Origin of the sequence: Pseudoalteromonas sp. SW0106-04 (assembly GCF_001293805.1) — a bacterium.
GTDB classification, from domain to species: Bacteria; Pseudomonadota; Gammaproteobacteria; order Enterobacterales; family Alteromonadaceae; genus Pseudoalteromonas; species Pseudoalteromonas ruthenica.
In genome coordinates this window covers 110,309-137,211 of sequence record NZ_BCAI01000006.1, presented here as the reverse complement: position 1 = coordinate 137,211, position 26,903 = coordinate 110,309, and the positions used below count along the sequence as shown (strand labels likewise).

At 48.6% G+C, this 26,903-nt stretch carries 24 protein-coding genes and 2 tRNA genes; 20 read left to right on the top strand and 6 right to left on the bottom strand.

All coding sequences use genetic code 11. The features are described from left to right. Positions 1-123 precede the first annotated feature (123 nt). Entirely contained in the window at positions 124-1,236 is a 1,113-nt protein-coding gene (gene lptF / locus W04_RS08970) for an LPS export ABC transporter permease LptF (protein ID WP_022946286.1), read from the top strand. Next, the gene (gene lptG / locus W04_RS08965; protein ID WP_053910591.1) at positions 1,233-2,297 is read left to right on the top strand and encodes an LPS export ABC transporter permease LptG; all 1,065 of its coding nucleotides are present in this window, start codon (positions 1,233-1,235) and stop codon (positions 2,295-2,297) included. Before lptF ends, lptG begins: the two co-directional genes overlap by 4 nt. A gap of 16 nt (positions 2,298-2,313) precedes the next feature. Here the strand turns inward: lptG and W04_RS08960 are convergent, their stop codons facing one another. Next, positions 2,314-2,814 (bottom strand): RDD family protein, encoded by a 501-nt coding sequence (locus W04_RS08960; protein ID WP_053910590.1) that lies wholly within the window; start codon positions 2,812-2,814, stop codon positions 2,314-2,316. Positions 2,815-2,957: 143 nt separating this feature from the next. Between W04_RS08960 and W04_RS08955 the strand changes: the two genes are divergently transcribed. From W04_RS08955 to W04_RS08935, 5 genes are all read left to right on the top strand, one after another. Then, positions 2,958-4,610 carry an acyl-CoA dehydrogenase family protein gene (locus W04_RS08955; RefSeq protein ID WP_053910589.1) on the top strand — a complete coding sequence of 551 codons (1,653 nt, stop codon included), beginning with the start codon at positions 2,958-2,960 and terminating at the stop codon, positions 4,608-4,610. Positions 4,611-4,799: 189 nt separating this feature from the next. Then, positions 4,800-4,884 (top strand) — tRNA-Leu (locus W04_RS08950). A gap of 348 nt (positions 4,885-5,232) precedes the next feature. After that, entirely contained in the window at positions 5,233-5,682 is a 450-nt protein-coding gene (locus tag W04_RS08945; protein ID WP_053910588.1) for a hypothetical protein, read from the top strand. Between the two features lie 182 nt (positions 5,683-5,864). After that, positions 5,865-6,398, top strand: a complete 534-nt coding sequence (locus W04_RS08940) for a hypothetical protein (protein WP_053910587.1) — start codon at positions 5,865-5,867, stop codon at positions 6,396-6,398. Between the two features lie 15 nt (positions 6,399-6,413). Next, on the top strand, positions 6,414-6,662 hold the full coding sequence (locus W04_RS08935; protein WP_022946281.1) for a hypothetical protein: 249 nt from the start codon (positions 6,414-6,416) through the stop codon (positions 6,660-6,662). A gap of 35 nt (positions 6,663-6,697) precedes the next feature. On the opposite strand, the gene W04_RS08930 is transcribed toward W04_RS08935, so the two are convergent. After that, positions 6,698-7,018, bottom strand: coding sequence for an Mpo1-like protein (locus W04_RS08930; RefSeq protein ID WP_045979544.1), 321 nt, complete (start codon positions 7,016-7,018; stop codon positions 6,698-6,700). Between the two features lie 190 nt (positions 7,019-7,208). On the opposite strand from W04_RS08930, the gene cysE reads away from it, so the two are divergent. Together cysE and W04_RS08920 are read left to right on the top strand one after the other, a co-directional pair. Beyond that, positions 7,209-8,024, top strand: a complete 816-nt coding sequence (gene cysE, locus W04_RS08925; protein WP_045979543.1) for a serine O-acetyltransferase — start codon at positions 7,209-7,211, stop codon at positions 8,022-8,024. A gap of 20 nt (positions 8,025-8,044) precedes the next feature. Next, positions 8,045-8,719: a hypothetical protein gene (locus W04_RS08920; RefSeq protein WP_053910586.1), complete on the top strand. Its 675-nt coding sequence runs from the start codon at positions 8,045-8,047 to the stop codon at positions 8,717-8,719. On the opposite strand, the gene xseA is transcribed toward W04_RS08920, so the two are convergent. Then, positions 8,682-10,040, bottom strand: coding sequence for an exodeoxyribonuclease VII large subunit (gene xseA, locus W04_RS08915; protein ID WP_053910585.1), 1,359 nt, complete (start codon positions 10,038-10,040; stop codon positions 8,682-8,684). The genes W04_RS08920 and xseA overlap by 38 nt on opposite strands. 135 nt (positions 10,041-10,175) lie before the next feature. Between xseA and guaB the strand changes: the two genes are divergently transcribed. The 6 genes from guaB (at position 10,176) to W04_RS18875 (ending at position 14,734) form a co-directional block, all read left to right on the top strand. Then, the gene (gene guaB, locus W04_RS08910) at positions 10,176-11,645 is read left to right on the top strand and encodes an IMP dehydrogenase (RefSeq protein WP_022944336.1); all 1,470 of its coding nucleotides are present in this window, start codon (positions 10,176-10,178) and stop codon (positions 11,643-11,645) included. Positions 11,646-11,757: 112 nt separating this feature from the next. Beyond that, positions 11,758-13,335 carry a glutamine-hydrolyzing GMP synthase gene (guaA, locus tag W04_RS08905; RefSeq protein ID WP_022944337.1) on the top strand — a complete coding sequence of 526 codons (1,578 nt, stop codon included), beginning with the start codon at positions 11,758-11,760 and terminating at the stop codon, positions 13,333-13,335. Positions 13,336-13,484: 149 nt separating this feature from the next. Beyond that, positions 13,485-13,561: transfer RNA gene (locus W04_RS08900), tRNA-Trp, on the top strand. Between the two features lie 60 nt (positions 13,562-13,621). Beyond that, positions 13,622-13,924 (top strand): hypothetical protein, encoded by a 303-nt coding sequence (locus W04_RS08895; RefSeq protein ID WP_053910584.1) that lies wholly within the window; start codon positions 13,622-13,624, stop codon positions 13,922-13,924. Next, positions 13,911-14,354 (top strand): ribosomal protein S18-alanine N-acetyltransferase, encoded by a 444-nt coding sequence (rimI, locus tag W04_RS08890; RefSeq protein WP_053910583.1) that lies wholly within the window; start codon positions 13,911-13,913, stop codon positions 14,352-14,354. Before W04_RS08895 ends, rimI begins: the two co-directional genes overlap by 14 nt. Positions 14,355-14,593: 239 nt before the next feature. After that, positions 14,594-14,734 (top strand): hypothetical protein, encoded by a 141-nt coding sequence (locus tag W04_RS18875; protein WP_157576374.1) that lies wholly within the window; start codon positions 14,594-14,596, stop codon positions 14,732-14,734. Here the strand turns inward: W04_RS18875 and W04_RS08885 are convergent, their stop codons facing one another. After that, entirely contained in the window at positions 14,735-17,401 is a 2,667-nt protein-coding gene (locus tag W04_RS08885) for an ATP-binding protein (protein ID WP_053910582.1), read from the bottom strand. Between the two features lie 234 nt (positions 17,402-17,635). Here W04_RS08885 and prfC point away from each other — a divergent pair, with 234 nt between their 5' ends. The 4 genes from prfC to W04_RS08865 all read left to right on the top strand — a co-directional run bounded on the left by prfC (position 17,636) and on the right by W04_RS08865 (position 22,633). Next, on the top strand, positions 17,636-19,222 hold the full coding sequence (prfC, locus tag W04_RS08880; RefSeq protein WP_022944342.1) for a peptide chain release factor 3: 1,587 nt from the start codon (positions 17,636-17,638) through the stop codon (positions 19,220-19,222). 69 nt (positions 19,223-19,291) lie between these two features. Then, complete coding sequence (gene argS / locus W04_RS08875; RefSeq protein ID WP_053910581.1) at positions 19,292-21,034, top strand: arginine--tRNA ligase; 1,743 nt, start codon at positions 19,292-19,294, stop codon at positions 21,032-21,034. Between the two features lie 192 nt (positions 21,035-21,226). Beyond that, complete coding sequence (gene pdxH / locus W04_RS08870; protein WP_022944344.1) at positions 21,227-21,865, top strand: pyridoxamine 5'-phosphate oxidase; 639 nt, start codon at positions 21,227-21,229, stop codon at positions 21,863-21,865. After that, a complete protein-coding gene (locus tag W04_RS08865; RefSeq protein WP_053910580.1) occupies positions 21,866-22,633 on the top strand; it encodes a TatD family hydrolase in 768 nt (255 codons plus the stop codon). Here the strand turns inward: W04_RS08865 and W04_RS08860 are convergent. Further along, positions 22,600-23,223: an AhpA/YtjB family protein gene (locus W04_RS08860; protein ID WP_053910639.1), complete on the bottom strand. Its 624-nt coding sequence runs from the start codon at positions 23,221-23,223 to the stop codon at positions 22,600-22,602. The genes W04_RS08865 and W04_RS08860 overlap by 34 nt on opposite strands. Before the next feature lie 93 nt (positions 23,224-23,316). On the opposite strand from W04_RS08860, the gene serB reads away from it, so the two are divergent. Further along, the gene (gene serB / locus W04_RS08855; protein ID WP_231658091.1) at positions 23,317-24,336 is read left to right on the top strand and encodes a phosphoserine phosphatase SerB; all 1,020 of its coding nucleotides are present in this window, start codon (positions 23,317-23,319) and stop codon (positions 24,334-24,336) included. Here the strand turns inward: serB and W04_RS08850 are convergent. Further along, positions 24,333-26,801, bottom strand: coding sequence for a PilZ domain-containing protein (locus W04_RS08850; protein WP_053910579.1), 2,469 nt, complete (start codon positions 26,799-26,801; stop codon positions 24,333-24,335). The genes serB and W04_RS08850 overlap by 4 nt on opposite strands. Positions 26,802-26,903 lie beyond the last annotated feature (102 nt).

Genomic DNA, 26,903 nt, shown 5'->3' with positions numbered 1-26,903 from the left:
GACAATTACATGCCTTAGGTATGATATTTAATGCGCTTGACATATAATAAAGTGACTAAAACAACTAGTTTACTCAAATTTTCCTACTATGCCAGTGAAACACGACGTTTTTAGGGGCGGACATTGCTGATTTTTCGATACTTAACCGCTGAAGTTTTCAAGTCTCAGGTTGCTGTTTTCTTGACCTTAATGACCATTTTTATCAGCCAAAAATTCGTCGTGATTCTAGGCGATGCATCTGAGGGCAGTATTCCTGCAAAATTAGTGCTTTCTATGGTGGCACTAAAGCTGCCGCAATTAGCCTCGTTGATTCTGCCGCTGAGTATCTTTTTAGGTATTATCCTCGCTTATAGCCGCGTGTATGCTGACAGCGAAATGACGGTCCTTAAAGCCTGTGGCGTCAGTGAATGGTATGTGGTGCGTATTACCTTAATCTCAAGCACCGCTTTGGCGATTTTAGCCGGTGCCATGACCTTGTATTTGGCCCCTTGGGCCAGTGAAAAGGAATACCAGTTAAAGGAGCGGGCACAAGCCGATGCCGGTCTTTCTGCCTTGCGTGCCGGGCGCTTTCAGGAAACAGGGAATGAAAAAGCGGTGGTCTTTATTCATGATATGGACGATGGCGGACGCGTTTTAAATAAGGTGTTTGTGGCGCAGTTGCCTCGGGGTGAAGGTCAGCAACAGTCTCAGGTCGTGTATGCTGAGCAAGGGCAGGTAATCGAGCGAGACAACGGTGAACAACAGTTGATCCTGCGTCAGGGGCAGCGCTACGAAACCCAGGCCCGCGCACTGAACATGCAACATACCGAGTTTGATAGCTATCAGGTGCAAATCCGCGAGCAAGCCATTGAACACCAGCGTCGCAAGCTGGAAGCCGTGCCCACCGCCAAGTTGTTAGAGCAAGATAGCAATGAGGCTATCTCGCAGTTTCAATGGCGCTTGGCTATTCCGTTGTCTATTCCGTTATTAACGCTTATCGCCGTACCTTTGAGCGTGGTGAACCCGCGCCAAGGTAAATTTGCCAAGCTAGTGCCGGCGATCAGCCTGTACCTAGGGTATTTTATTTTATTGAATGCCGCTAAGTTTGCCTTGGAAGATGGCAAAATTCCGCCCTCGATTGGCCTATGGTGGGTGCATCTTAGTGCGCTGTTTATTGGTGCATTTCTTATTATCAAAGGGCGACCGCTCGGCGTGTGGCTGCGCTCCATCCTAACTAAACGAGAGGCCGCAGTATGAAAACACTCGATTGGTATTTAGGGCGCAGCATTATGCAAACCACGGGGTTCGCCCTATTGGTTCTGGTGGGGATCAGTACCCTCATTAAATTTATTGAGCAGCTTAAATCAGTGGGTCGTGGCAGCTACGACATTATGGATGCGCTGTTATATACCTTGTATACCGTGCCTGGCGATGTGGTGGTCTTTTTCCCTATGGCGGCGTTGATAGGCGGACTCACAGGGCTTGGGGCTTTGGCCTCAAACAGCGAGTTGGTCGTGATGCAAGCGGCGGGCATGTCACGCTTACAGGTCATTGCCTCGGTGATGAAAACGGCGGTGGTATTAGCCTTGTTGATGATGGCCATGGCCGAATGGGGCGTCCCCAAGGCCGAGCAAACCGCCAAACAGCTGCGTTCGCATGCTATTTATGGCGGCGATGTATACAGCGCCAAACAAGGCGTGTGGGCCAAAGATGGTGATGTTTTCGTCAACATTGAGGATGTTGACCAACAAGGGCAACTCAATGGCGTGCGTATGTATCACTTTGATAAAGGCTTAGAGCTGGAAAAGATCACCTTTGCTGATCGAGCGCTTTATCGCGAAGGTGGCTGGATGCTGCGTAAAGTCAAAGAGTTACATGTTGATGCGGCACAAATTAGAGAAAGCTTCGCCGAAGAACAATTTTACGACTCACAGCTCACCGCTGAAAAATTAGGAGTGGTATCGGTGAAGCCTGAAACCTTGTCATTCAAAGGGCTGTGGTCTTACTTGCAGTATTTGCAGCACAACGACCAAGACACCACCGCTTACGAGTTGGCATTATGGCGCAAGATTATGCAGCCCGTGTCTTTGGCTGTGATGCTGCTTGTTGCGCTGTCATTTATTTTTGGGCCGCTGCGCACCGTAACCATGGGCGCGCGTATTGTGATGGGGGTGGTCACAGGCATTGCTTTCCACCTGACCGACCGTATCTTCGGCCCTATCGTGACGGTGTATCAGATCCCCGCGTTTGTGGGGGCGGTGCTACCGAGCATGTTGTTTATTATCTTCTCAAGCTATCTACTGAAGCGGCGCAATTAAACGCCGCTTGCCTTGCTTAATCTAGTGCTTGGTAAATTTTCTTGTTGTCTTCTTTGCTTAAGGTAACCACTTCACAGCCAGATAAGTAGTCCTGCAGGGCGCGTTTGTTCTTTATATCAACCAAAACCAGGATATTACCTAAGCCAAGTAACGCGCACAGGCTACGCCATGCGCTTTGCCAAAAGCCTGGAAGGCTGCCATCGAGCCGGCGCACTTGCATACGCCATGCGCGCATACCGATTGTTTGCCCACTCTTACTCCAGAAGTAGCCAAAAAAGCTTAGGCTTACTAAGACTAAAAGCACATCACGGAGCACATAGAGAACGGTATTTTGTTGAATCAACGCTGCCACATCTTCCGCCTCACCTAAGCTTAACCAACCTAGCGAGATAGCGCCTTGTACAACAAGCAAGTACACCACCGTGGTCAGCATGGCAAATGCGATAACCACAAGGCCATCATAAATTAATGAGGCGATACGTCGGGCAAACCCAGTGCGTGCATAATCAGCAGACATGACAACATTCCTAAGCGATAAAATCGGCGACAGTGTAGCAAACCCCCTGCACAAAGGCGACGCTCTTCGTGCTCGCTCGACAAGGTGGTCAGACCTGCTATAGTCAGTGACATAACTCCACTGCCGCACTGTGAGAAAAATAAATGAATAACAAAAGCCTAGCAGATACACACTCGGTATTTAATCAACCCAAGCCGTTAGCGAATTACAATGCCTTTAGCGCCGATGAGGTGTTGCAATACTGGTTAACGCGGTTCGGTGGCAGTTGGGGGGCGCCCATGCTTTGCAACTTTGGTGAAGGCATAGGTGGGTCACTATTAGAGGCCGGCATCCTTGCTAATAAGCACCTTCCCGAATTTGTTAGTCATAGCCGTTTTGGTGAGCGCATTGATCAAGTCGATTATCACCCCGCTTATCATCAACTGATGCGCCATGCAGTGCAAAGTGGTCACTGTGCGCTACCTTGGTTGGAAAGCAAAAGCGGGGCGCATGTGGTGCGCGGGGCACTGGCTTTTTTACACAGCCACGCCGACCCAGGCTCGGGCTGCCCGTTAACCATGACTTTCGCCAGCGTTCCGGCAATCGCGGTACAAAAAGAGGTGGCCGATCGGTGGCTGCCCAAGATTTTGTCGCGTCACTATGATGAAAGCAATAAGCCTTGGTATGAAAAGCAAGGCGTGACCATAGGGATGGCAATGACCGAAAAACAAGGTGGCAGTGATGTGCGAGCAAATACCACCTACGCCACCCCCGTAGCTGCGAGCGGGCCGGGGCAATTGTACGAGATTGTGGGTCATAAGTGGTTTTGCTCGGCGCCGATGTGCGATGGCTTTTTGGTGTTAGCCCAGGTAGAGCAACAGCTTTCATGCTTTTTAGTTCCCCGTTGGCGCGAGGATGGCAGCAAGAACCCAATGCATATCCAGCGCCTTAAAAATAAATTAGGGAATCAATCTAACGCCAGCTCCGAGGTGGAATTTCGCGGCGCCCATGGGTGGCTATTGGGTGAGCCAGGGCGCGGCATCGCCACCATCATTCAAATGGTGGCTTTAACGCGCTACGACTGCATGCTGGGCTCTTCGGCACTGATGGCGCAAGCAGCGAAAGAAGCGATTTGGCATACCCATGAACGCCAAGCCTTTGGCAAAGGTCTGCACCAGCAACCGCTTATGCGCAACGTATTAGCCGATTTAGCCATTGAGGCCGAGGCTGCTTTGGCTATCTCTATGCGTATCGCTAATGCATTAGATAACCAAGATGATCACCACCATCGAGCGTTAGTACGCAGCGCCACCGCTATCGGTAAGTATTGGATTTGTAAACGCGCCGTACAACATACCTATGAGGCCATGGAGTGTGTTGGTGGGGTGGGGTATGTAAACGACAATGTGCTCAGCCGTTTATATAAAGAGGCCCCGGTGAACGCCATTTGGGAGGGCTCGGGCAATGTGCAGTGTTTAGACTTATTGCGGGTGCTGAATAAAGAGCCGGATACGCTAAAGGCCTTACTGCGGGAATTAGAGCAGGCTAAGGGGCAGTATGCACAATTCGATGAGCGGTTAGAACAGTTACAGGCCCAGCTTGGTGATAAAGGGGCGATTGAAATACATGCGCGGCAAATTATGGAAAGCTTAGCCCTACTTTGGCAGGGTGCAACCTTGCTTATTTACGGCGACCCCTTAATTGCCGATGCCTTTGTGCGCTCGCGCTTAGCGCCACAAAGCCACCATCAATATGGCACACTCAATGAAAATATTGATATGCAGGCAATTATTAAACGCTTTATGCCTAAGTGCTGATATTGTTAAACATCGATGCTCATGCTTGGTTGTTTATTCAGCAGTTGACACATTAATAACATAAAACGCTTGCCGCGCTTTTCATTCTTTGTATAATGCACGGCATAGAGATGAAGGCAGATAAACAAAGCCTTTGCTCTGAAGTGGTTTTTCTTTATCTTCTCGTTGAGAAGGTCAAAGAAAAAAGATGCCAGTGTGATGGAATTGGTAGACATGACGGATTCAAAATCCGTTGCCTTCGGGCGTGGCGGTTCAAGTCCGCCCACTGGTACCACTTTTGATAACCCTAGCCGATTGGCTAGGGTTTTTTTATGCCTGAAATTTGATATCAACTTACCTAATGTAGCCAACCTTAAGCAATGAGCCGCAGCCCACTATGTGAGCTCTATTTTATACGCTTTTAAATAACGTTGTTCTTCATGTAGTTAAAGTGACAAGGGGCTTCAAGAATAATCGAGAAGCGCTTTGTTTAAACAGCCTCCTTATTGTAACCTTTGTGCGATCTGCGCCATTTTTTAAGGCACTATAAAGTTCGGAACTGAGCGTAATGGAAGAGGACTCAGCTCGGGTACCGGTACTTTACAAATATCTTATCTACATTGCGATGAACTAGGAGAGCCTGATGAGATTGGCATTATTAGCATGTATGGTTTTTCTTGGTGCATGTACTTCCCTAGAGGGAGATTTTGAAAAAGCGGTTTCATTTGGAGTTGTCACTGAGGTAAACGATTATTCAAACCAAGTTGATAAATCATTGTATGTGCGCATGTACCAAGCCCCAGTTTATGAAGAGCAATGTTTTATCGAAACACATGGGGTGTGTAAGTATCAATATTATTTAAGTGTTGCGACCTTTGATGAGTACCCGCAGACAAATCTATTTACCTTGACTCACCAAGGAGAGGTAACAGATATCAACTGGTTAAGTAATGATGAAATAGATACCGCAACGCTGCAATTGACTATGTCGAATTACACCGCAGCAGCGCTGAAAAATAATCCATCTTTGACTGTAAAAAAAGAGGTGCTTCGTGTCACATTGACACCGCACCAAATTGAAGAGCATAACTAAATCAGGTCGTGCTCTTCAGTCTGCAACTTCATTTTCTCCTTTATCCATCCAAGCCCTATCGCCGCAATGAGCACTGCTACACAGTGGTGCACTTAACTCAAATAGGGTGATTAAAGGTGGCAATTCATCCGAACTAAGTTACTCTATTAGCGGGACAAATAATAAAAAAGGAAGCAATAACAATGACTCGGGTGTTTAGTGCGGTGGTATTGGCGACGGTCATTCTCGGTGGCTGTACTAGCGTTCCGCAACAGGCGATTACCGCAAATCAGCAAGTCTCGAAAGGCATCGCCGCGATTGGGGATAATGGTTTGGCCATGGTGGATGCGTGGGAGCACTCTGCTTATGCGATGCTTGATGAGCGCTGGCATAAGGTGTATGCCAAAGCGGAGCAAAGTTATCGTGGCAAACGACAGCTGGCTGATAATGATAATCTCAACTCACAGCAACGTGAAGATGTGGCTGGTTTGGCGGCCCTTATCCGCACGCAAGTGCGAGGCAGCATTCACGATGAAGCCGATAGGATGCGTCGCACTATTCATGGCAATGTGCAAGCAACCCTTGAAGCGAATGAAAGCATCACCGAGTTACTTATTAGCGCTAATTCGGTATTGAGTTTGCAGCAAAGCGCCATAAAGGAGGTGGGTGATTTACTGCCGATCCCGCCAACAATTAGCACCTTTATTGATAAATCATTACAAAGCGCAGGCCTTTAATAACAGGATAGAATAATGAGCCTAAACGATTTAAGAGGCGAGTTCGCCGACGATATCACCCAGATTGCTGCTGATTTAAGCAATTCCTTACCCATGTCGAAGCCACAACTTCGTAGTGCCTTTAGTGATGATGAACTAAAAGAGCTGCACGAGATGATTGCGGCTGTGCATCAGGCGACTTCAGAGCATGATAAGCAGTTGGCATTAGCAGATAATGCTAAAAGTGTGTTGGCGTTGTTAAAAACCCTTGGTGTGGGGGTGTAGCGTCCTATTAGAGCTCTTAGTGGCAAAGCTTGGGGCTACCAAGGCACTTTGCCAATGAGCATATCTTTAAACATGACCCAGTCGCCAATCAAGCTGTAAACTGGATGGCGAAAGGTAGCAGGGCGATTTTTCTCGAAAAAGAAATGACCCACCCATGCAAAGCCGTAACCGGCCACAGGCATCGCCCACAACCAAATGTAGCTGCCGCTGAACACAGCAAAGCCTAATATCGCCAGCACCACTAAACTGCCGATAAAATGTAAACGTCGGCACACAGGGTTTTCGTGCTCTTGTAAGTAATAAGGGTAAAACGTTTTAAAGCTATTAAAGTTCTTTTTATCAATTGCTTGGGGCATATTCTTCTCCAATGCGGCTATGACTTTAGCCTAGCTTTATTTTTGCATTAATGACAACAGTTCTTTCCTTAGTTGTTTTAGTTATATCTGATAACGACCCTAATTTGCCCCCGGGATGGCGTGATAGTGGGCAGATCCGTTACACTTAGTCTATTACAAGTCCGTTGTTCGTAAGTTGGTGGATATGCCCATGCGTCATGAAATCTGGCAGCAGCTCAGAGAAGAAGCAAATCAAGTTGTAACTAAAGAGCCATTATTGGCCTCGCACGTATACTCGTGTGTGCTTAATCATGAATGCCTTGGCTCGGCGCTAAGCTTTATCGTGGCCAACAAACTCGCCGATGCGGTGGTGTCAGCGTTTACCATTCGCGAGCTATTTGACCAAGCGTTTGTGGACTGCGATACCATGCTTACTCATGTAGCAAACGATATTAAAGCCGTTCGCGATCGTGACCCGGCGGTGGATACTTATTTAACGGTGATCTTAAACCTTAAAGGCTTTCACGCCATTCAAGCGCACAGGTTGGCTCATTGCTTGTGGCGTCAAGGGCGCATCGAGCTGGCTCGTTTTATACAAAGCCGCTGCTCAGAGGTGTTTGGTGTTGACATTCATCCCGCGTGCCGTGTTGGTCACGGCATCATGTTTGACCATGCGACAGGTATTGTTATTGGTGAGACAGCGGTGATTGAAGACAATGTATCTATTTTGCAGTCGGTCACTTTAGGCGGTACAGGTAACGAGTCTGGCGATCGCCACCCTAAAATTCGTGCCGGGGTGCTGATTGGCGCCGGGGCGAAAGTTCTGGGCAATATTGAAGTGGGTGAGGGTGCGCGTATTGGTGCCGGCTCGGTAGTATTGAGCTCAGTGCCGCCGCATATGACCGCCGTTGGCGTTCCCGCTAAATTGGTGGGCAAACCGGACTGTCCTTGTCCAGCGGAAAGCATGAATCAAAACTTTTTAGATGACGAACAAGAGAATCAATCGCATACTAGTGCCATGTTGTAGTGGCACTAGAGTGAAAAGGGATGAATAAACAACTTGTTATAACTGCACTGGGGGCATTCTCGTTGGGCTTCGGAGGCGGTTATATGGTGTTCTTCGAGCCATCACCCGTGCCAGCAACGCAGCCCGCACCATCAAGTGATGCTCAACTTGTAACTCATCCCCCTCAGCTCGCGGCGCTGCCTGAATCACCTCAAACAGCATTAAAAAAACAGCAGCCGCCACCCGCTACCGATACGCCAGAGGTCGCCCCCGAACAACCCCAGGGTGCCGCTAACAGTAACAGCGACATTGATACTTTACGCCGCGAATTGGCGGCCGCTAAGCAAACCATTGCTACCTACAAGCATATTCTGGATGCGCCCAGTGACATGGAGGCCGAACTTAAAGAGCGATTTACCCATCAAGAGCGAGACGAAGCTTGGGCCTATGAAGTTGAGACCAAAGTGAGTGACTTTGTTTACAGCCAAGGGTTGGCGTACAAGATTAAACTCGATACCGCCCAATGTAAGCAAACGGTGTGTCGCCTGCAGTTCTCAGCCCAAGAAGACGTTGAACTCGACCCGCGTGACGATTGGCACAATATTCAAAATACTCTAATGGAACAGCCGTGGTGGCAGCAGTTTCACCGCACCAATTCGCGCAGCTCCGAAGAGGGTCTTAATCTTTGGGTTGAACGCCTACCACCGTCGTCGTAACCTCACCATCGGCCACGCGCGTATGCAGTACTTGGCCCCGTTGTACTTGCTGTACTGACTTAATAATTCCCGTGTCGGCGCGCGTAATGCTGTAGCCGCGCCCAAGTACGGCCAAAGGGCTAATGCTATCGAGGCGAGTAGCGAGGTGGCTCAGTTCGCTTTGAGCGCGATAGAGTTGTTCTTTTTGGCTTGCCATTAGACGGCTCGACAGTTGCTGCAATTGATATTTGGCGCTGGCTACCCGTTGTGCTGGGTTGGCGCGTTGCAAACGCATACTAAGCTCGCCAAGGTGCTGTTGCTGGTGGTTAAAACGCTGCTCCATGGCGCGGTGTAGACGCATTTGCAACTCATCTAAACGCTGCTGCTGTTGCATTAACTGATTAGCTGGATGCTGGTGTGATAAACGGCTTTGTAGTTGCTGCAATTGCTGTTGATAGGCCGCTAAGCGGTGTCGCCATGCGCTGTGTAGCTGCTGCTTTTTATGCGCTAAAAACTGCTTAATTTGTTCGCTATCGGGACTCACTAACTCGGCCGCCGCCGAGGGGGTCGCCGCACGTATATCAGCAACAAAGTCGCTGATAGTGGTATCTATTTCATGACCCACGGCACTGATCACAGGTAATTCACTGGCAAAAATAGCGCGAGCCAATTGCTCGTGATTAAAGCACCACAAGTCTTCTAAGCTGCCGCCACCGCGCCCCACAATTAATACATCAACCTCTTTGCGGGCATTGGCTAGAGCAATTTTATCGATGATCCCTTGATGGGCACTATCACCTTGCACTTGGCAAGGGTAAATAACCACTTCAAGCTGCGGTGCGCGGCGCTTTAATACGGTTAAAATATCCTTTATAGCGGCCCCAGTGCTGGACGTGACAACACCTACTTTATTGATGCTGCTAGGCAACGGCTTTTTGTAACTAGAGTTAAAGAGCCCTTCACTAGCCAAGCGCATTTTTAAGGCTTCAAACTGTTGTTTAAGCAGCCCCTCGCCAGCGGCTTCCATGCGCTCGACGATGACTTGGTAGTCACCGCGCGGTTCATACAATGAGACTCGTGCATGTACTTGCACCTGGTCGCCATTCTTTGGGCGAATTTGTGCATAGCGGTTGTTGCCGCGCCACATCGCTGCGCGTACTTGGGATTTATCGTCTTTTAAGGAGAAGTACCAATGTCCAGAAGCGGGGGCAACAAAGTTAGAAATTTCACCATTAAGTACTATGCTGGCAAAGCCACGTTCTAACACGGTTCGGATTTCGCGGTTTAGGCGCGATACGGTGTATACGGCAGCTGGCGTATTAGCGTGGGGTTGTGAATACATAGAACGACCCAAGAGAGCGAAAAAGTTGTCGCCACTTTATCATAAATAAACGGCGAATTTTATTTACTCGCCCTATTATCGCTGATAAAATGCCGCCGCAACTCCATCCAATCACCAATTCGTGAGAAGTTGCCAATGCTTAGGATCGCTAAAGAAGCTCTTACCTTTGACGACGTACTTTTAGTACCTGGTCATTCTACTGTTCTACCGCACACAGCGGACCTTACCACTCGCCTTACTCGCGGCATTAAGCTGAACCTCCCGCTTGTTTCTGCATCTATGGATACAGTGACTGAAGCGCGTTTAGCCATTGCTCTAGCGCAAGAAGGTGGACTGGGCTTTATTCATAAAAACATGACCATCGCCGAACAGGCGGCCAATGTACGTAAAGTAAAAACGTACGAGGCAGGGGTTGTGTCGCAACCTGTGACCGTACCAGCGGACCTGACTATCGCTGATGCACAAGCACTGGCGATTGAGAAAGGCTTCTCTGGTTTCCCGGTGACCGACAAAGACAATAACCTTCAGGGTATTGTTACCAGCCGTGATATGCGTTTTGAAACTCAGCTGAGCAAGCCTGTTTCTAGCGTGATGACCAAAAAAGAAGACCTTGTTACCGTAAGCGAAAATGCTGATCGTGACCAGATCCTCGGGCTGATGCACGAGCACCGCATTGAGAAAATCCTAGTTGTTGATGACGCTTTTAAACTGAAAGGCATGATCACAGTGAAGGATTACCAAAAAGCCATGGACAAACCAAACGCCTGTAAAGACGAGCAAGGTCGCTTACGCGTCGGTGCTGCAGTGGGTGTGGGTGCTGGTACTGACGAGCGCATCGCTGCATTGGTTGAAGCCGGTGTTGATGTGCTACTCATCGATACCTCTCATGGCCACTCGCAAGGGGTTATTGACCGCGTCAAAGAAACGCGTGCAGCTTACCCAGATTTACAAATCGTTGCTGGTAACGTAGCAACAGCTGAAGGCGCTATTGCCCTTGCTGATGCTGGCGTGGATGCCGTGAAAGTGGGCATCGGCCCAGGCTCTATCTGTACTACGCGTATCGTGACTGGTTGTGGTGTACCCCAAATTACCGCTATTTCAGATGCTGTTGAGGGCCTTAAAGGACGTGATATTCCTGTTATTGCCGATGGGGGGATTCGCTTCTCAGGCGATATTGCTAAAGCGCTGGTTGCCGGTGCATCGTGCGTCATGGTGGGGTCAATGCTTGCGGGTACTGAAGAGTCGCCAGGCGAGGTTGAGCTGTATCAAGGACGCTACTATAAATCTTACCGTGGCATGGGCTCATTAGGTGCGATGGACCAAAAAGAAGGGTCGTCAGATCGCTATTTCCAAACTTCGAAAGAAGCCGAGAAATTGGTACCAGAAGGCATCGAAGGCCGCGTGGCTTACAAAGGCCCGATTGGCAATATCATCCACCAACAAATGGGGGGTCTGCGCAGCTCCATGGGCCTAACTGGCTCGGCCTCCATTGAAGAGATGAACACTAAGCCACAGTTTGTACGCGTTACCTCGGCCGGTATGGGCGAGTCGCACGTACACGATGTGCAAATTACTAAAGAAGCGCCCAATTACCGCCTAGGCTAGGCGCGAAAACGGTGCACTCAGGGCTAGCAACTGCTAGCCCTGCTTAATTTCGGTTAGCGTAAAGGACCTGGTTGCACTGGGTCCGCCATCATTTAATTTAGATGAGACAGCAATGAGCAAAGACATCCATGATTCCCGTATATTGATCCTCGACTTTGGTTCGCAGTACACCCAGCTGATCGCCCGCCGCGTGCGTGAAATAGGCGTTTACTGTGAATTATGGGCGTGGGATGTAACGGAAGAGCAAATTCGTGAATTTAACCCGCAAGGCATCATTCTATCTGGTGGCCCTGAATCTACAGTCGAAGAGGGCAGCCCGCGTGCGCCTGACTACGTATTTGAAGCGGGTGTTCCGGTACTGGGTGTGTGTTATGGCATGCAAACCATGGCGGCGCAGCTTGGCGGCAAAGTTCACGGCTCTGACAAGAAAGAATTTGGCTATGCGCAAGTGGAAAAAGTGGGTAACTGTGCCTTGTTTGAAGCCATTGAAGATCACCTTGGCGACAACGGTAACGGTCTGCTTGATGTATGGATGAGCCACGGCGATAAAGTAGAAGAAATTCCCCCTCAGTTTGCTACCACAGCGAGAACAGACACCTGTCCCCATGCAGCGATGTCATGGGAAGAAAAACGTTTTTATGGCGTGCAGTTCCACCCAGAAGTGACTCATACACTTCAAGGCCTGCGTCTGTTAGAGCGCTTTGTGGTTGATATCTGTGGTTGTGAAAAGCTTTGGACACCCGCGCAAATCATCGAAGATGCCGTCGAGCGTATTCGTGAAAAAGTGGGTGACGAAGAAGTGATCTTAGGCCTATCCGGTGGGGTAGACTCGTCTGTCGTAGCGATGCTTATTCATAAAGCCATTGGCGATAAACTAACTTGTGTGTTTGTTGACAACGGCCTGTTACGCTTGAACGAAGGCGAGCAGGTGATGGATATGTTCGGCGACCACTTTGGCCTCAATATCATCAAAATAGATGCCGAAGAGCGCTTTTTGAAAGCCTTAGAAGGGATTGATGAGCCAGAAGCTAAACGTAAAGCCATTGGTTACACCTTTGTTGATGTATTCAATGAAGAAGCGGGCAAACGTGTGAATGCGCAGTGGTTGGCGCAAGGAACTATCTACCCAGATGTAATTGAATCAGCCGCCTCGGCGACCGGTAAAGCCCATGTCATCAAGTCACACCACAATGTTGGTGGTTTGCCAGAAGACATGAAGCTGGGCCTTGTTGAGCCGCTGCGTGAATTGTTCAAAGACGAAGTACGCAAGATAGGCCTTGAGCTGGGTCTTCCTTATGACATGTTGTATCGCCACCCATTCCCAGGCCCAGGCCTAGGTGTACGGGTACTGGGTGAAATTAAGAAAGAGTATTGCGACTTGCTCCGTCGCGCTGATGCTATTTTCATCGAAGAGCTGCACAAGGCGGAGCTTTATCACAAAGTAAGCCAAGCCTTTACGGTGTTCTTGCCAGTGCGCTCGGTCGGGGTGATGGGTGATGCGCGTAAATACGACTGGGTGGTGAGCCTACGTTGTGTTGAAACCATCGACTTTATGACCGCGCGTTGGTCACACTTACCCTATGAGTTCCTTGGTAAGGTGTCTAACCGTATCATCAACGAAATCGACGGTATTTCTCGCGTGGTGTACGACATCTCAGGTAAGCCGCCGGCGACTATCGAGTGGGAATAGTGGTTTAGCCTCACGGCGAAAGAACAACCATATTAAAGCGGCATGCAAGCAATTGCATGCCGTTTGTTTATTTTAAAAGCAGTTAAACCGGGTAAGCGTGATTTTTTCTTTACCTTTTTAAAAACCTCATTATAATGCGTCGACATTGCAGGGGCGTAGTTCCAATTGGTAGAACAGCGGTCTCCAAAACCGACGGTTGGGAGTTCGAATCTCTCCGCCCCTGCCACTTCTTTCTTTTCTAGCTTTGCGCTAAACTGGCTCTCGCCAAAACGACTTAATCATTACTATGCATCCAGATATTGCCGATATACTTGCGATTCAACCTGTGCGTTTACGCAGCAGCGACGCAACAGCGCCCGTTGCACATGTCAATTCGGCCAATGCAGAGCCACTAAACAACAAAGTGGCACAAGATATTTTACGCTGCTTGCCACAAGGTGCTGCCGTTTATATTAGTGATGTACCAAGCCCACAAGTGCAGGGGCTGAGCGTTTATTTGCCCGCAGCAACGCTGGCGGTCACTCAAAAGCAGGCGTTGTGGCAGCAGTTATCGAATGTGATTGACGAGTACAGCCATGCAAGTGAGTGAGCTGCCGTTGGAGCATATCCAGGCGGTATGCGTTATTGAAAATGCCTGTCACAGCCACCCGTGGAGCGAAAAGCTGATACGCTCATGCCTAGGTGGGCGTTATTTCAACGCCGGGCTCTATGATGGTTCTGAGCTGGTAGGCTTTTATATAGCCGAGCAAGCGGGTCCAGATTGCACGCTAATGGACATTTGTATTGCCCCAAATAAGCAAGGGCAGGGGCTCAGTAAAGCGCTAATGAGCCACCTTATAAACCAAGCAACAGCACGCCAATGCGAGGCCATCTTTTTAGAAGTACGAGCGAGTAATGAGGCTGCCACCGGCCTTTATCAGCGCAGTGGCTTTGTGATTAATGGTCGACGCAAAGGGTATTACCCAGACGGCGAAGATGCATTGTTAATGATGCGCAAGCTAGATGTAGTACAGCCTTAAGCGCCCCCTTCAAGCATATATCTCTTGTTATCCTAAGCTACCTGCTTTTAATTTAAGCTAGTGCAACCAGATAATTTGTTACAACTTAGATAAGGTGTCGATCTCAACACCTTGATAGTATTAGCTAAAAATGACACTTACCGAACACGATGAGAACGACGTGTCGCTATTGTAGCTGCTGCGCAGACCGCCTATTTTTTAGCAACGCATTGCCTTCGCTTGTTGGGTTAAGTGATGATGTGTCAAAGGCTGAGGACCACCGTATTTGGATTGCCCCTCATGTGCCGGTGACACTGTCATCAAAGCAGTACTTCAATGCTCATGACCCGGCCATGGCGGCCATTCATGGAATTATTGGCGCGCATAAACACGCGCAGTGATTAGCTTGGCTCGACATCTTGCTCAAGCACATAGCGAATGGCGTGTTCGAGCTTAAGTACGCTGTAGTCATGGCTGTCATGGTGGCCTTGACGTAAGACCTGCTCGAGCTCGCCCGCTGCTTCGGCAATGGCGAAGAAACCAAAACAGCTGGCGCTGCCTTTGATGCTGTGAGCCAGTGACTGCAACTGTTCCCAATCCCCGTCATGGTGGTGGCCAAGCACCTCATCAAGGTACTCAGGCAGTTTTTCCTTATAATTGGCATTAATTTGCAAAAAACGCTCGCTTTGCAAAATATCGTCCCACTGTGAAGCTGCTTCTTGTTGGATGCTCAAATAGGTGGCTAACGTATGCTCAAGCTCTTGTTTATCAATAGGCTTTCCTAAAGTCTTATCACAGCCAGCACCGAGGTAGCGCTCAATATCATGCTTCATCACGTTGGCAGTTAAGGCGATAATAGGGCCATCATAAGCGGCATGGCGGAGCATTTTGGTGGCCTCTTCACCGCCCATAACGGGCATTTGCATATCCATAAGAATCAACTGATAGTCTTTGACCAAGGCCTTTTCCACCGCCTCTGCGCCGTTGTTGGCAAAGTCAGGTTCAATCCCCCAGCGCTCAAGTAGCAGTGATATTAATGCCTGGTTATCTTTATTGTCTTCCGCCACAAGAATATCGCCATCAAAGCGCTGCTCGCTCAGGGCGGGGCGTTCGCTGTAAACTGGCTGCATTTGTGCGTGGTCGTAGTAATAATCTTGTTCGGTATATTGTTGATAGCAAGCAACATGAATAGTGAATTGACTGCCGACCCCTTGTTGGCTTTGTGCCCAAATATCACCGCCGAGTAGCTGTGCCAAGTTTTTAGCAATACACAGGCCAAGGCCGCTGCCGCCAAAACGTCGTGTAGTGGTGGCATCGGCTTGTTCAAAGGGCTTAAATATACGGTCCAGTTCTTTATCTGAAATACCAATACCCGTGTCGGTAACAACAAACTCCAGCATGCCACTTTGATAGCGAATGCTCATATGCACGCCACCTTGGGTGGTGAACTTCACCGCATTAGTGAGAATGTTTAAAAGGATTTGCTTTAATCGCGTTTGATCGCTGCTTAAATACTTAGGCAGCGGGAAGTGATAGTCGATATCGAATTGCAGTTGTTTTTGCTGCGCTTGCGGCTCGACGATGGACTCTAGATCATGGAGTAATTCATAGAGCGACACCGGTTCATGATTCATATCCAATTTCTCAGCTTCGATTTTCGATAAGTCGAGAATGTTATTAATCAGTTCCAGCAGGTGACGTGAGTTGCGCAGTACCGTAGCGAGCTGGGTGTGCACTTTTTCTTCTTTTATCTTGTTGTTATCTAGCAGCTGCTCGGTGAAGCCCATAATTGCCGTCAGCGGAGTGCGGATCTCATGGCTCATATTGGCTAGGAAGCGACTTTTAAGTTGGTTGGCTTGCTCGGCTTGTTCAATGGCGAGCTCTAACGCCTTATTGGTTTTTTCCAGCTCCAAGGTACGCGCTTCTACCTTTTGTTCCAAGGTGTTTTTGTATTCTTCGAGCTCTCCCTGGGTGTGGTAGATTTTATTAACCATGTGATTGAAATCACTAAAGAGTTGGCCTACCTCGTCCTTGCGATCATCGGGTAGGCGTACGGCAAGGTCATTCTCGCCAACGCGGTGACTGGCCGCCCCCAGCTGTTCGATAGGGTTTAACAGCAAGTTACGTACAACAATAAAAATGAGTATTGGCAGAGTGATAACAGAGATCATCACAATTAAGGCGGTGATCAAGCTAATGACTTTGCCAGACTCGTACAGTAATTCTTTCGGAATACTGGTAATGAAATAGTGGCCTCCGGCCATTTGCACCGCATACACCAAGCGTTGTGTGTGATCAATACTGTGTAAGGCGAGCTCGTTGAGGCGACCATTATCGGCCCATAAGCTAATTTTACGCAGCTCTTCGCTGGCGATACTCTGGCCTCGCAGGGCGTGGTTAGAGCTAAATAGAATTTTCCCTTGCTCAGTGAGCATCAAGTTGAGGGTATTGTTGTAGGGAGACTCTAAAATCGCTGTATTAAGTACTGTTGGCTGCACGCGCATGATTACATAGCCCAATAAAATAGGGCGCTCTAAGTGGTAATCTGGGGTAAATACCTTTTGCACGAAGTACAGTGTGGTTTCGCCGCGTTCATTTTGCACCATAAATTGCTGTCGGCGCAGGGAACTGGCGCTAAGTTTCTCAAAAAATGGGTATACCTGCGGTGCGGACTCTAATTTCGTTGAAAAGTAAGCGTAACTTTTTTGCTGTGGCGACACTAAGTTAATACTGAGTATATCTGGGTAAGCTTGGGTGTAGCTGCCAAACACATCCATTAGCGCCGCTAAACGTTCGGTGTAGCGGTCGCTGCTTTGATGTATTTCCGGCACAAAGTCTTGCAGTACTGGTGAGCTTGTTAACAGTTCGGTGGTCGAGTGATAGACATTTAGAGAGTGAAACACCTTATTTTGCTGCTGCTCGACAAAGCGGCTTACAATGAGCTGTGTTTGCTGTTGTGAGCTTGAAGTTACGTTGGTCAAGGTAAAGCCACCTAAAAACAGCAAGGGCAAAATCACCACCGGAGTGATATACCATAGTAATCGTATACTTAACTTACTGGTTTTCATGGTACGGGTGCGGCTCCTTGCAACGTAAAAAACAGCTTACTAACTCAAACGAACGAAAAATTATACAAAATTGCTTAGCAATAATACACATGGCAATGCGTAGAAGTCACTTTTGTCGGTATTAGGCGCTTTTGTGTGCATGCTAAAGTCGGTATAATCACGCGTAATAATCTCTAAATTAATTCCCGGCTTGGTTCGCGTTTAGTGCCGGGTCGACTATTCATAAGTGACCGCATGTCAGAGTTAACACAACAAATTAGTAAACGTCGTACTTTTGCGATTATTTCACACCCCGATGCGGGTAAAACCACCATTACCGAAAAAGTTCTATTATTCGGACAAGCCATTCAGAAAGCGGGCACAGTTAAAGGCCGAGGGTCAAACCAACACGCTAAGTCAGACTGGATGGAAATGGAAAAAGAGCGTGGCATCTCGGTGACCACCTCGGTAATGCAGTTCCCTTACAACGAGCGTTTAGTTAACCTGCTAGATACCCCAGGGCACGAAGACTTCTCTGAGGATACCTACCGTACTTTGACCGCCGTGGACTCGTGTTTGATGGTGATTGATGCCGCTAAGGGTGTTGAGGACCGTACTCGTAAGTTAATGGAAGTCACCCGTTTACGTGACACCCCCATCGTCACCTTTATGAACAAACTGGACCGTGATATCCGTGATCCAATGGAGTTATTGGATGAGGTGGAAACTGAGCTTAATATGATGTGTGCCCCCGTAACCTGGCCCATTGGCTGTGGTAAGGAATTCAAAGGGGTTTATCATTTGCACCGTGACGAGACGATTTTGTATCAAAGCGGTCAAGGCCATACCATTCAAGAACTGCGTATCGTTAAAGGGCTGGATAACAGTGAATTAGATGAGGCGGTGGGTGAGAGCTTAGCGCAACAACTGCGCGAAGAAATTGAGCTGGTGCAAGGAGCGTCCAACGAATTCGATTTAGAGTTATTTTTGAGCGGTGAGTTAACCCCAGTTTACTTCGGTACTGCGTTGGGCAACTTTGGCGTTGATCATATGCTTGATGGCTTGACCGAGTGGGCTCCGGCCCCCTTACCGCGCGCCACCGATGATGGCAACAAAGTGGGTGCTGAGCACGAAAAATTCACCGGCTTTGTGTTTAAAATTCAGGCTAACATGGACCCAAAACACCGTGACCGTATTGCCTTTATGCGCATTGTCTCGGGTAAGTACAGCCAAGGTATGAAGATGAACCACGTGCGTATAGGCAAGCAAATCAGTATTTCTGATGCGGTGACCTTTATGGCCGGTGACCGCGAGCGTGCTGAGCACGCCTACGCCGGGGATATTATTGGCTTGCACAACCATGGCACCATTCAAATTGGTGATACTTTCACCGACGGAGAAAAGCTTAAGTTCAGCGGTATTCCTAACTTTGCACCGGAGTTATTCCGTCGGATTCGCCTTAAAGATCCACTTAAGCAAAAGCAGTTGCTTAAGGGCCTAGTACAGCTATCGGAAGAGGGCGCGGTGCAGGTGTTTAGACCGCTTGCAAATAACGACTTAATTGTTGGCGCCGTTGGGGTGCTGCAGTTTGATGTTGTGGTTGCACGCTTAAAAGCCGAATACAAAGTGGATGCCATCTATGAAAGTGTCAACGTTAATACGGCGCGTTGGGTAAGCTGTGATGATGTGAAGAAATTTGAAGAGTTCAAACGCAAGTGTGAGCAAAACCTCGCCCTAGATGGCGGGGATAACCTGACATACATCGCCCCAAGTCGCGTAAACTTGAACTTATCCATGGAGCGTTACCCAGAGGTAACCTTTAGCGAAACGCGCGAGCACTAAAGCGCCACTGAGCAACTGTATTAATCGTGGCCAGCCCTCGCTGGCCCTTATTGCAAGGTAACTGCAACTATGAACATTAAGCAAATTTTGATTGAAAAAGCCAACGCTGCGATGATCGCTGCGGGACTTGAGCAAGGCACGAATCCAGCGGTGACGCAAAGTACGCGCCCGCAATTTGGTGATTACCAAATTAACGGTGCCATGGGCGCCGCGAAAAAGCTAAAAACTAATCCGCGTGAACTAGCGCAAAAAATTATCGATAACCTGGATGTGAGCGATATCGCCGCCGAGGTCGAAATAGCAGGCCCAGGCTTTATTAACATTCACCTCAAACCGGCGTTTTTAGGTGCCAGCGTCGAAGCTGCAAGCCAAGACGATACACTCGGTGTAGCGCAGCACCCGCAAGCGGATACAGTGGTGGTGGATTACTCATCGCCCAACCTTGCCAAGGAAATGCACGTGGGCCATTTACGTTCCACCATTATCGGTGATGCCGTGGTACGTGCCTTGGAGTTTCGTGGTGATAAAGTAATACGCCAAAACCACATGGGCGATTGGGGTACGCAATTTGGTATGCTTATCGCGCATTTGGAAGACATGCTTAATGAGGGCGTTGATCTAGAGTCCGTAGCGCTTGCTGATTTAGAGACTTTCTATCGTGACGCTAAAAAGCGTTTCGACGACGAAGCCGGCTTTGCTGATAAGGCGCGCGAGTATGTTGTACGCCTACAACAAGGCGATGCGCACTGTAATAAGCTGTGGCAACTTTTCATTGATACCTCGGTAAAGCACTCCGAAGAGGTATACAAAAAGCTGAATGTCACCCTGACTCGCGATGATATCAAAGCGGAAAGTGCCTACAACAGTGAGTTGCAGCGCATGATTGAGGTGCTTAAAGAAAAAGGACTGGCGCAGGAAGACCAGGGTGCGCAAGTGGTCTTTTTAGATGAGTTAGCCAATAAAGACGGTGAGCCATCGGTGTTCATCGTGCAGAAATCCGGCGGTGGCTTTTTATATTCAACCACAGACCTTGCCGCCTGTGATTATCGCTCTAATGAATTGCAAGCCGACCGTATCTTGATTTTCGTTGATGCTCGTCAAAGCCTGCACTTTAGCCAAGTTGAGCTGACTGCTCGTAAGGCCGGCTTTTTACGCGAACAAACCAGCTATGAGTTCTGTCCTTTTGGCACCATGATGGGCGAGGACGGTAAACCGTTTAAGACCCGTACTGGCGGTACCGTTAAACTTGCCGATTTACTTGATGAAGCGGTGACCCGCGCCAAAGCAAAGTTAGCCGATAGCGACTCTCCTCATAGTGCGCAAGAGCAAGAAGAAATCGCCCGGAAAGTGGGAATTGGCGCGGTAAAATACGCCGACCTATCGAAAAACCGTACCAGTGACTACATCTTTAACTGGGATACCATGTTGAGCTTTGAGGGAGCCACGGCGCCTTATCTGCAATATGCCTATACCCGAGTGAAAAGTATTTTCCGTAAAGCCGGCATTGATAGCAGCACTCATCAAGCACCGGTTGTGATTGCTGCGCCGCAGGAAAAAGCGCTGGCTATCAAGCTGATGCAATTTGAAGAAGTGCTGGACCAAATGATCAGCGATGCCACACCACACGTACTATGTGGGTACTTGTATGAGCTGGCGAGCTTGTATATGAGCTTCTACGAAGCGTGTCCGGTACTTAAAGAGGGCGTCAGCGACGCAGATAAAAATAGCCGCTTAGTGCTGTGTTCATTGGTAGCAAAAACCTTGCACAAAGGGTTAGACCTACTCGGCATTGAGGTGATGGAGCAAATGTAATCAGCTCAACGTTTGCTGGTACTTTGCCCTCTTATCGACCGAACCGCGCGGTTTATCCAAAGTAGGCTGGTGGGGAGGTCGATTACACACATCCCCCAATAGGCTTTGTTTTAGAACAGGCTGAGTGACTGGGAGGTGACATAGCTCGGTTGATTGTAGGGTATTCTTGGCGCTTAGTGAGAAGGAATGAATATGAAATTGGAAGATATTCGTCGTGAGTATTTGCAAGGTGGGTTAGATGAAACCATGCTCGATGCGACGCCAGTAGCACAGTTTGAAAAGTGGTTACAACAAGCCATTGATGCGCAAATCCCCGATCCGACGGCTATGGTTGTGGCTACCGTTGACGAGCAGGGTCAGCCTTCGCAGCGTATTGTGTTGCTTAAGCATGTCGATGAGCAAGGGTTTGTGTTCTTCACCAATACCGGCTCACGCAAAGCGCAGGAACTTGCCCAGAATAACAAAATTAGCCTGCACTTCCCGTGGCACATGTTTGAGCGTCAAGTCATTGTTTACGGCGAGGCCAAACCGTTGCCAACATCGCGAGTGGCAAAATATTTCTTATCGCGGCCAAAAGAAAGCCAGTTAGCGGCATGGGCTTCTAGCCAAAGCCGGCCGGTGTCATCACGTCAGGCGCTTATGGAAAAGTTTGCGCAAATGAAAAGTAAATTTGCTAAAGGTGAAATCCCGCTGCCTGATTTTTGGGGAGGATACTGTGTCGAGCCGACTAAGGTTGAGTTTTGGCAAGGAGGAGCGCACCGTCTTCATGATCGCTTTATGTATCGTCGTCAGCCAGATGGGAGCTGGCGTGTCGAGCGCCTAAACCCTTAAATGCGGTTTATCGATTCTCATTGCCACCTCGATTTTAGCGAGTTCAATGGCCAGCGAGAGGCGATAATAGCGAATGCCCAAGCATTGGGCGTGGAGCAGTTTATTGTGCCTGGCATTAGCTTGGCGCAATCCCAGCAGTTGCTCGACTTCAGCCAGCACCATGGGTCCATTCATATCAGTGCTGGTTTACATCCCTACTTTTTATCGCAACACGCGAGTGAACATATCGTCGGCCTAGGCGAACTGGCAACAGCGCATAAGCACCGTTGGTGCGCTATCGGAGAGTGCGGCCTTGATCGCAGTATTGGAGAAATGGACAAGCAAGTGGCGCTCTTCGAAGCGCAAATTGCCTTAGCGAATGAACTGGCGTTGCCACTCATTGTTCATCATCGTCAGAGCCATGACTTAATCGCCGCGAGTTTTAAGCGTTGTCAGCCGCGTTATGGCGGCGTCATCCATGCGTTTTCTGGGTCCGAACAAGTGGCTAAATACTATATCAAGTTGGGCTTTAAATTGGGTGTGGGCGGAACCATTACCTATGCTCGAGCGGCTAAGACTCAGCAAGCACTGCGCAGTGTCGCAATAGAGCACCTGCTATTGGAAAGTGATGCACCGAGTATGCCGCTTTGCGGATACCAAGGGAAAATCAATACGCCAGAGCGTATTCCTCAAGTGTTTATAGCCCTAGCACGGCTATTGCAATGCCAAGACCTCAGCGCCTTGAGTGAGCAGCTCTATTTTAACTGCTTAGCTTTTTTACGAAAGTAACGCTTTAACTGCCAACGTTTTAATCCTCGTCCAAGCTGCCAAGTGAATACGCAGGTGATCAATAGCATAAGAAGTACTTGGCGACCGACCTCATGAAAATATCGGTGACTGTCATCAATGGCGACTTGGGGCAGATAATTAACGCGAGCAAAACCGACGGGCTTATTGCTTTGCAATGAGGTGATGGGGATGACAATAGGCTGACTCAATTTACTCACCCCCGGGGTTGCTTGCGTGACTCCAAACTCACGTTGATAGGGGCTAAACGCCTCACTGAGCGCCATCGCAGTGCCGTGAGCATCATAAATGGCTGCACTTTGAATACTCGAGTCTGTACTCAATTGATTGGCCAAGTGTCCCAAGCGTGGCTTATTGCTCTGCTCCAAAGGCTCCGCTGCGGTCAAGGCTAACTGTTCGGTGAGGCTTTTGGCATATTGATAGCTTTGCTGATAGAGCATTTGGTGGCCTTGAAAGCTGGTGTTAAAGGCCATCCAAGTCAGTAATACAAAGCAAAAAGCGGCAAACACCAAGCGCAGTAGCCGTTGCCACTGCGATGTTCGAACCGGGTTTTTCACTTGTTTATTTTTCATATCATGGGTGTACTTACTGACTTTCATCGCTAAGGGTGATTAAATTAAGCATCCGTTGTCATCAGCTAACGTGTTCACCTTTTTGGAGTTTTAATGTCGCACCAAAGCATGCTCTTGTCTACTTTAGCACAGCAAGACGATTTGTCTTTACAGCAAACCCTAAGTTTAAATACTTGGTATTCTTTTGACGATTCGCCTTTAGTGGCAAGTCAGCAGAGCGAACAGCCACTGGCTTATGTCAGTGTGTTTGGTTTTCAACTGGGCATGCACGTTGCTCAACTGGCACAGCAGCTGCTTGACTGGCAATGTCAGGTGCAGGCGGTGGTGCGGTATCACGCCGATGACGATTTACCTCCAGGGTTCGCGTTCGCGATTGCTAATCCCCGGGCTGAGCTTAACTCTCAGCTCAAGCAATATGCAGCTGAAAACGCAGTGCAATGCGCACTGCTGAGCAACCCGCCACGTTTACATACACCTGGCTTATTGGTTATGGATATGGACTCGACGGCGATCACCATCGAATGTATTGATGAAATTGCGCGTTTGGCAGGGGTGTACGACGAGGTCGCTGCGGTCACCGCACAAGCGATGGGTGGGCAGTTAGAATTTAGTGACAGTCTGCGTCAGCGCGTCGCTAAACTAAAAGGCGTTGAATTGTCTTTGCTTGCAGAGCTCAAAGAGCAGCTTCCCTTGATGCCAGGGGTCGACCACCTGTGCGCAACGTTAAAGCGCCATAATTGGCATTTGGCCATCGCCTCGGGAGGATTTATTCCATTTGCTGAGCAGGTACAAAAACAGCTCAAACTAGACCGTATTCATGCCAATCAATTAGCAGACGATGGTAAAGCGCTAACCGGAGTGGTCAATGGGGATATTGTTGATGCGCAAGAAAAAGCACGCTTTTTATTAGCTTACCGCGATGAGTTGGGCGTGGGCGCAGAGCAAACTGTGGCCATCGGTGATGGTGCCAATGATCTGCTTATGATGCACGCCGCTGGGCTAGGTGTTGCTGTCCACGGTAAGCCTAAAGTGGTGGCACAAGCTCCCACCGCCATCAATGCTGGCAGTTTGGCGCAGATACTGTATCTACTCAGTATTCCCGAGTTCAACTAACCTAAACGCTGTAGCCACAGGTTGCGGCGTTCAAGCATTTTTTGGTAATCCTGAACCTCTATATCACAGAGCTTTGGCACTAACTCATCAATAGCGAGGGCATCAATCACGCCCTCTACACGCCATAGCGCCTGCTCTAACTCCTTGGCTTTGTGCAGTGCATAGTGACTGATGTACTTCAGCTCGCTGATTAGGTATTTCGTGTCTGGGCGGCCAGTTTTCGATAAATGCAGGCGAAACGCAAACAACAAGCCCGATTTCAGCGCCTTGTTCACAAAGGGCAGCAGTGAGCTGTAGTCCTCTTCGGTGTTAATACAGCGGCTGGTAACTGCGCTACTGAGGTCGTCTTTTTTAAGGTTTAAGCGAATAAACAAGTCGAAAGTTTTGGGCTTATCTTGGCGGTTTCCATCGCGTAGGGTATCACTGAGCTGTTGGAACTCTTTGATACTCAGTAAGGGTTTTAAGTTTATTTGCGTAGAGAACTCACCAAACTGACGCCAAATATGGTGAATCGCGCTTTGATAACGTCCTTCACCTATTGCACCTAGCTCAAGGTGTGCTTCTTCTTTGGTAATATATAGCGGTGTTTGCGCTAGATTCTTGACCACAATATTACGCAAGGCTTTGGATAGCCCCGGCACTTTCGGCTCTTCCTCACACACTTGCAGTTTGTCTTTGTTGTTCTCTACTAGTTGCGAGAAAAACTGTACGCCAACATGGGGTTGCTTACTTTTTTGGTAGGCTTTTAAGTTTAAAATGGTGCCGGTCTTACTGACAGCCATCACCTCGTAAGGCAGCTGAGTGAGCTCAAATTTTTTCGTTATTTCTTGCAGTTGCGGTAAGCGCAGATAAATAACATCGCCTTTTTTGGTTTCAGGCGCTGGCTGGCTCAGCTCTATTTGCATTCCTAGTACACTGAAATCACGAGATTGTGCTGACATCGGCGCTGCCAAACCACTTTCAACGGTCACTTCTGTTTGGTACAGATACCGTTTGTGAGCCCGTAAGTTAGCATACTCCAAAGCAACGACTTCAAGCTCTGGCTCTGCCACTTTACGATGGCCAAATACTTTGAGCTGGTTGACCAAGCTTTTATCGAGGCGGTAGCGGCGCTTGTGTGCGGTTAAATTAGCAGAGCTCACCTCCGATAAGGTACACAGGTACTTTAGACCCTTTAAATAGCTTTGCACTCGAGCGCTCGGAGGCTTATTAAGTTTAGCGATGGCTTCGCCGGCACTGTCGGGGAGCGAGAGTGGAATATGGGAGTCTTCGCTTTGCACGGGAACCAATTGCAACTTAAATACCCGCCAAGACGGCTTCCTACTGGCATAGGAAAAAAATAACGAGCGTAACTTAGGGTAGGTGGCCAGTTCGATATCGGTGGCGCTGTAAAAGAAGACCTTGCCATTTTGGGTGTGACTAAAGCTGTAAAGTAGGGTTGATTTGACTTGCCCCTTGCGTGCCAAAATGCTGCTTATGCGCTGCGTATTAAGAATACTCGGCAGCACAGAGCGGCGCTCTTCATCACTGAAATAATAGTGAATGTAGGCATTATTCTCGGTGGTAAGCAGCAGTTTAGGGGTGAGCTTTTTATTGTTTACGCAAATGAAACTGAACAGCGAACTGACCCTTGGCAAGTAATACTGCTCATAACCTTTGGTTAAAACCGCATCGAGGGTGTTATCAAGGTTGACCTTGTAGCGGCGTTTATTACCGTTAATAAAGCGCGCCAGAAACTCATCGAATCCAGGGGTTGTCTCGCTACCGGTGCGCTTCATGCGGGCGTAATAAAAGTCGATGGTGCTCGCAGGATCTATGCCCACAATTTCATATTCTAAGCCGTTTTTGAGGCCCAGTTCGAAATCTTCCTCTAGACCGGTAAAGCGAACCTGCACTTTTTGCCCACGCTCAAGCATGGCATGACTAGGCAACTTAAGCTTACATCCCCCCAAAGAAATATCGCTGCTTTTACCCTCTATGGTTTTGTCATTCACCATAACACTGACTTTGATGGTGTAATTCATGCGCTCTTGCTGACGAAAATCATAGGAGGCAAAGTGGATGACACGGGCACTTTTTTCACTATTTTCCGGCTGTGGTGTTGCACCTTGGCGCAATTGGCGCTGATTGTTCACCTCTTCCATCACCATTTCATAAACAGCCATGGTGTAGTCGCCGAAGCGAGCGACGCCTTTTTCAAAGGTTGCGATGGCTTGAGCATCCATAAAGTGCTGCTGACCCTTGTATGAGTAGCTTTGCACCTCACCGGAAGCCGTGCCGCGTAAATCAATGGTGCGACTGCACGGCTGACGAAGACGATTAAACTCCATCTTTATAATAAATTGATCGCCCTTAGGTAGCTGTGCCGTTTTAGCGGCAAAATCGCGGCTAAAGCTCGCCTGCCCGAGGCTTTGCTTGAGTTCGTCAACTAAGGGTTGGTGTTTTAAAAGGGTGTCTTCAGCCATGCATTAAACCATTACCCAGTCGGCAAAAACCGTTATACTGGGTGTCAAATTATTGTTTATTCGTTATTTAAACGATTTATCCAGCAAAAATTATGCCCGTAA

What these genes read in the sequence shown, in the direction of transcription:
- lptG (WP_053910591.1), top strand. Translation starts at nt 1,233, where the DNA reads ATGAAAACACTCGATTGGTATTTAGGGCGCAGCATTATGCAAACCACG.
- W04_RS08960 (WP_053910590.1), bottom strand. Translation starts at nt 2,814, where the DNA reads ATGTCTGCTGATTATGCACGCACTGGGTTTGCCCGACGTATCGCCTCA.
- W04_RS08955 (WP_053910589.1), top strand. Translation starts at nt 2,958, where the DNA reads ATGAATAACAAAAGCCTAGCAGATACACACTCGGTATTTAATCAACCC.
- W04_RS08945 (WP_053910588.1), top strand. Translation starts at nt 5,233, where the DNA reads ATGAGATTGGCATTATTAGCATGTATGGTTTTTCTTGGTGCATGTACT.
- W04_RS08940 (WP_053910587.1), top strand. Translation starts at nt 5,865, where the DNA reads ATGACTCGGGTGTTTAGTGCGGTGGTATTGGCGACGGTCATTCTCGGT.
- W04_RS08935 (WP_022946281.1), top strand. Translation starts at nt 6,414, where the DNA reads ATGAGCCTAAACGATTTAAGAGGCGAGTTCGCCGACGATATCACCCAG.
- W04_RS08930 (WP_045979544.1), bottom strand. Translation starts at nt 7,018, where the DNA reads ATGCCCCAAGCAATTGATAAAAAGAACTTTAATAGCTTTAAAACGTTT.
- cysE (WP_045979543.1), top strand. Translation starts at nt 7,209, where the DNA reads ATGCGTCATGAAATCTGGCAGCAGCTCAGAGAAGAAGCAAATCAAGTT.
- W04_RS08920 (WP_053910586.1), top strand. Translation starts at nt 8,045, where the DNA reads ATGAATAAACAACTTGTTATAACTGCACTGGGGGCATTCTCGTTGGGC.
- xseA (WP_053910585.1), bottom strand. Translation starts at nt 10,040, where the DNA reads ATGTATTCACAACCCCACGCTAATACGCCAGCTGCCGTATACACCGTA.
- guaB (WP_022944336.1), top strand. Translation starts at nt 10,176, where the DNA reads ATGCTTAGGATCGCTAAAGAAGCTCTTACCTTTGACGACGTACTTTTA.
- guaA (WP_022944337.1), top strand. Translation starts at nt 11,758, where the DNA reads ATGAGCAAAGACATCCATGATTCCCGTATATTGATCCTCGACTTTGGT.
- W04_RS08895 (WP_053910584.1), top strand. Translation starts at nt 13,622, where the DNA reads ATGCATCCAGATATTGCCGATATACTTGCGATTCAACCTGTGCGTTTA.
- rimI (WP_053910583.1), top strand. Translation starts at nt 13,911, where the DNA reads ATGCAAGTGAGTGAGCTGCCGTTGGAGCATATCCAGGCGGTATGCGTT.
- W04_RS08885 (WP_053910582.1), bottom strand. Translation starts at nt 17,401, where the DNA reads ATGAAAACCAGTAAGTTAAGTATACGATTACTATGGTATATCACTCCG.
- prfC (WP_022944342.1), top strand. Translation starts at nt 17,636, where the DNA reads ATGTCAGAGTTAACACAACAAATTAGTAAACGTCGTACTTTTGCGATT.
- argS (WP_053910581.1), top strand. Translation starts at nt 19,292, where the DNA reads ATGAACATTAAGCAAATTTTGATTGAAAAAGCCAACGCTGCGATGATC.
- pdxH (WP_022944344.1), top strand. Translation starts at nt 21,227, where the DNA reads ATGAAATTGGAAGATATTCGTCGTGAGTATTTGCAAGGTGGGTTAGAT.
- W04_RS08865 (WP_053910580.1), top strand. Translation starts at nt 21,866, where the DNA reads ATGCGGTTTATCGATTCTCATTGCCACCTCGATTTTAGCGAGTTCAAT.
- W04_RS08860 (WP_053910639.1), bottom strand. Translation starts at nt 23,223, where the DNA reads ATGAAAAATAAACAAGTGAAAAACCCGGTTCGAACATCGCAGTGGCAA.
- serB (WP_231658091.1), top strand. Translation starts at nt 23,317, where the DNA reads ATGTCGCACCAAAGCATGCTCTTGTCTACTTTAGCACAGCAAGACGAT.
- W04_RS08850 (WP_053910579.1), bottom strand. Translation starts at nt 26,801, where the DNA reads ATGGCTGAAGACACCCTTTTAAAACACCAACCCTTAGTTGACGAACTC.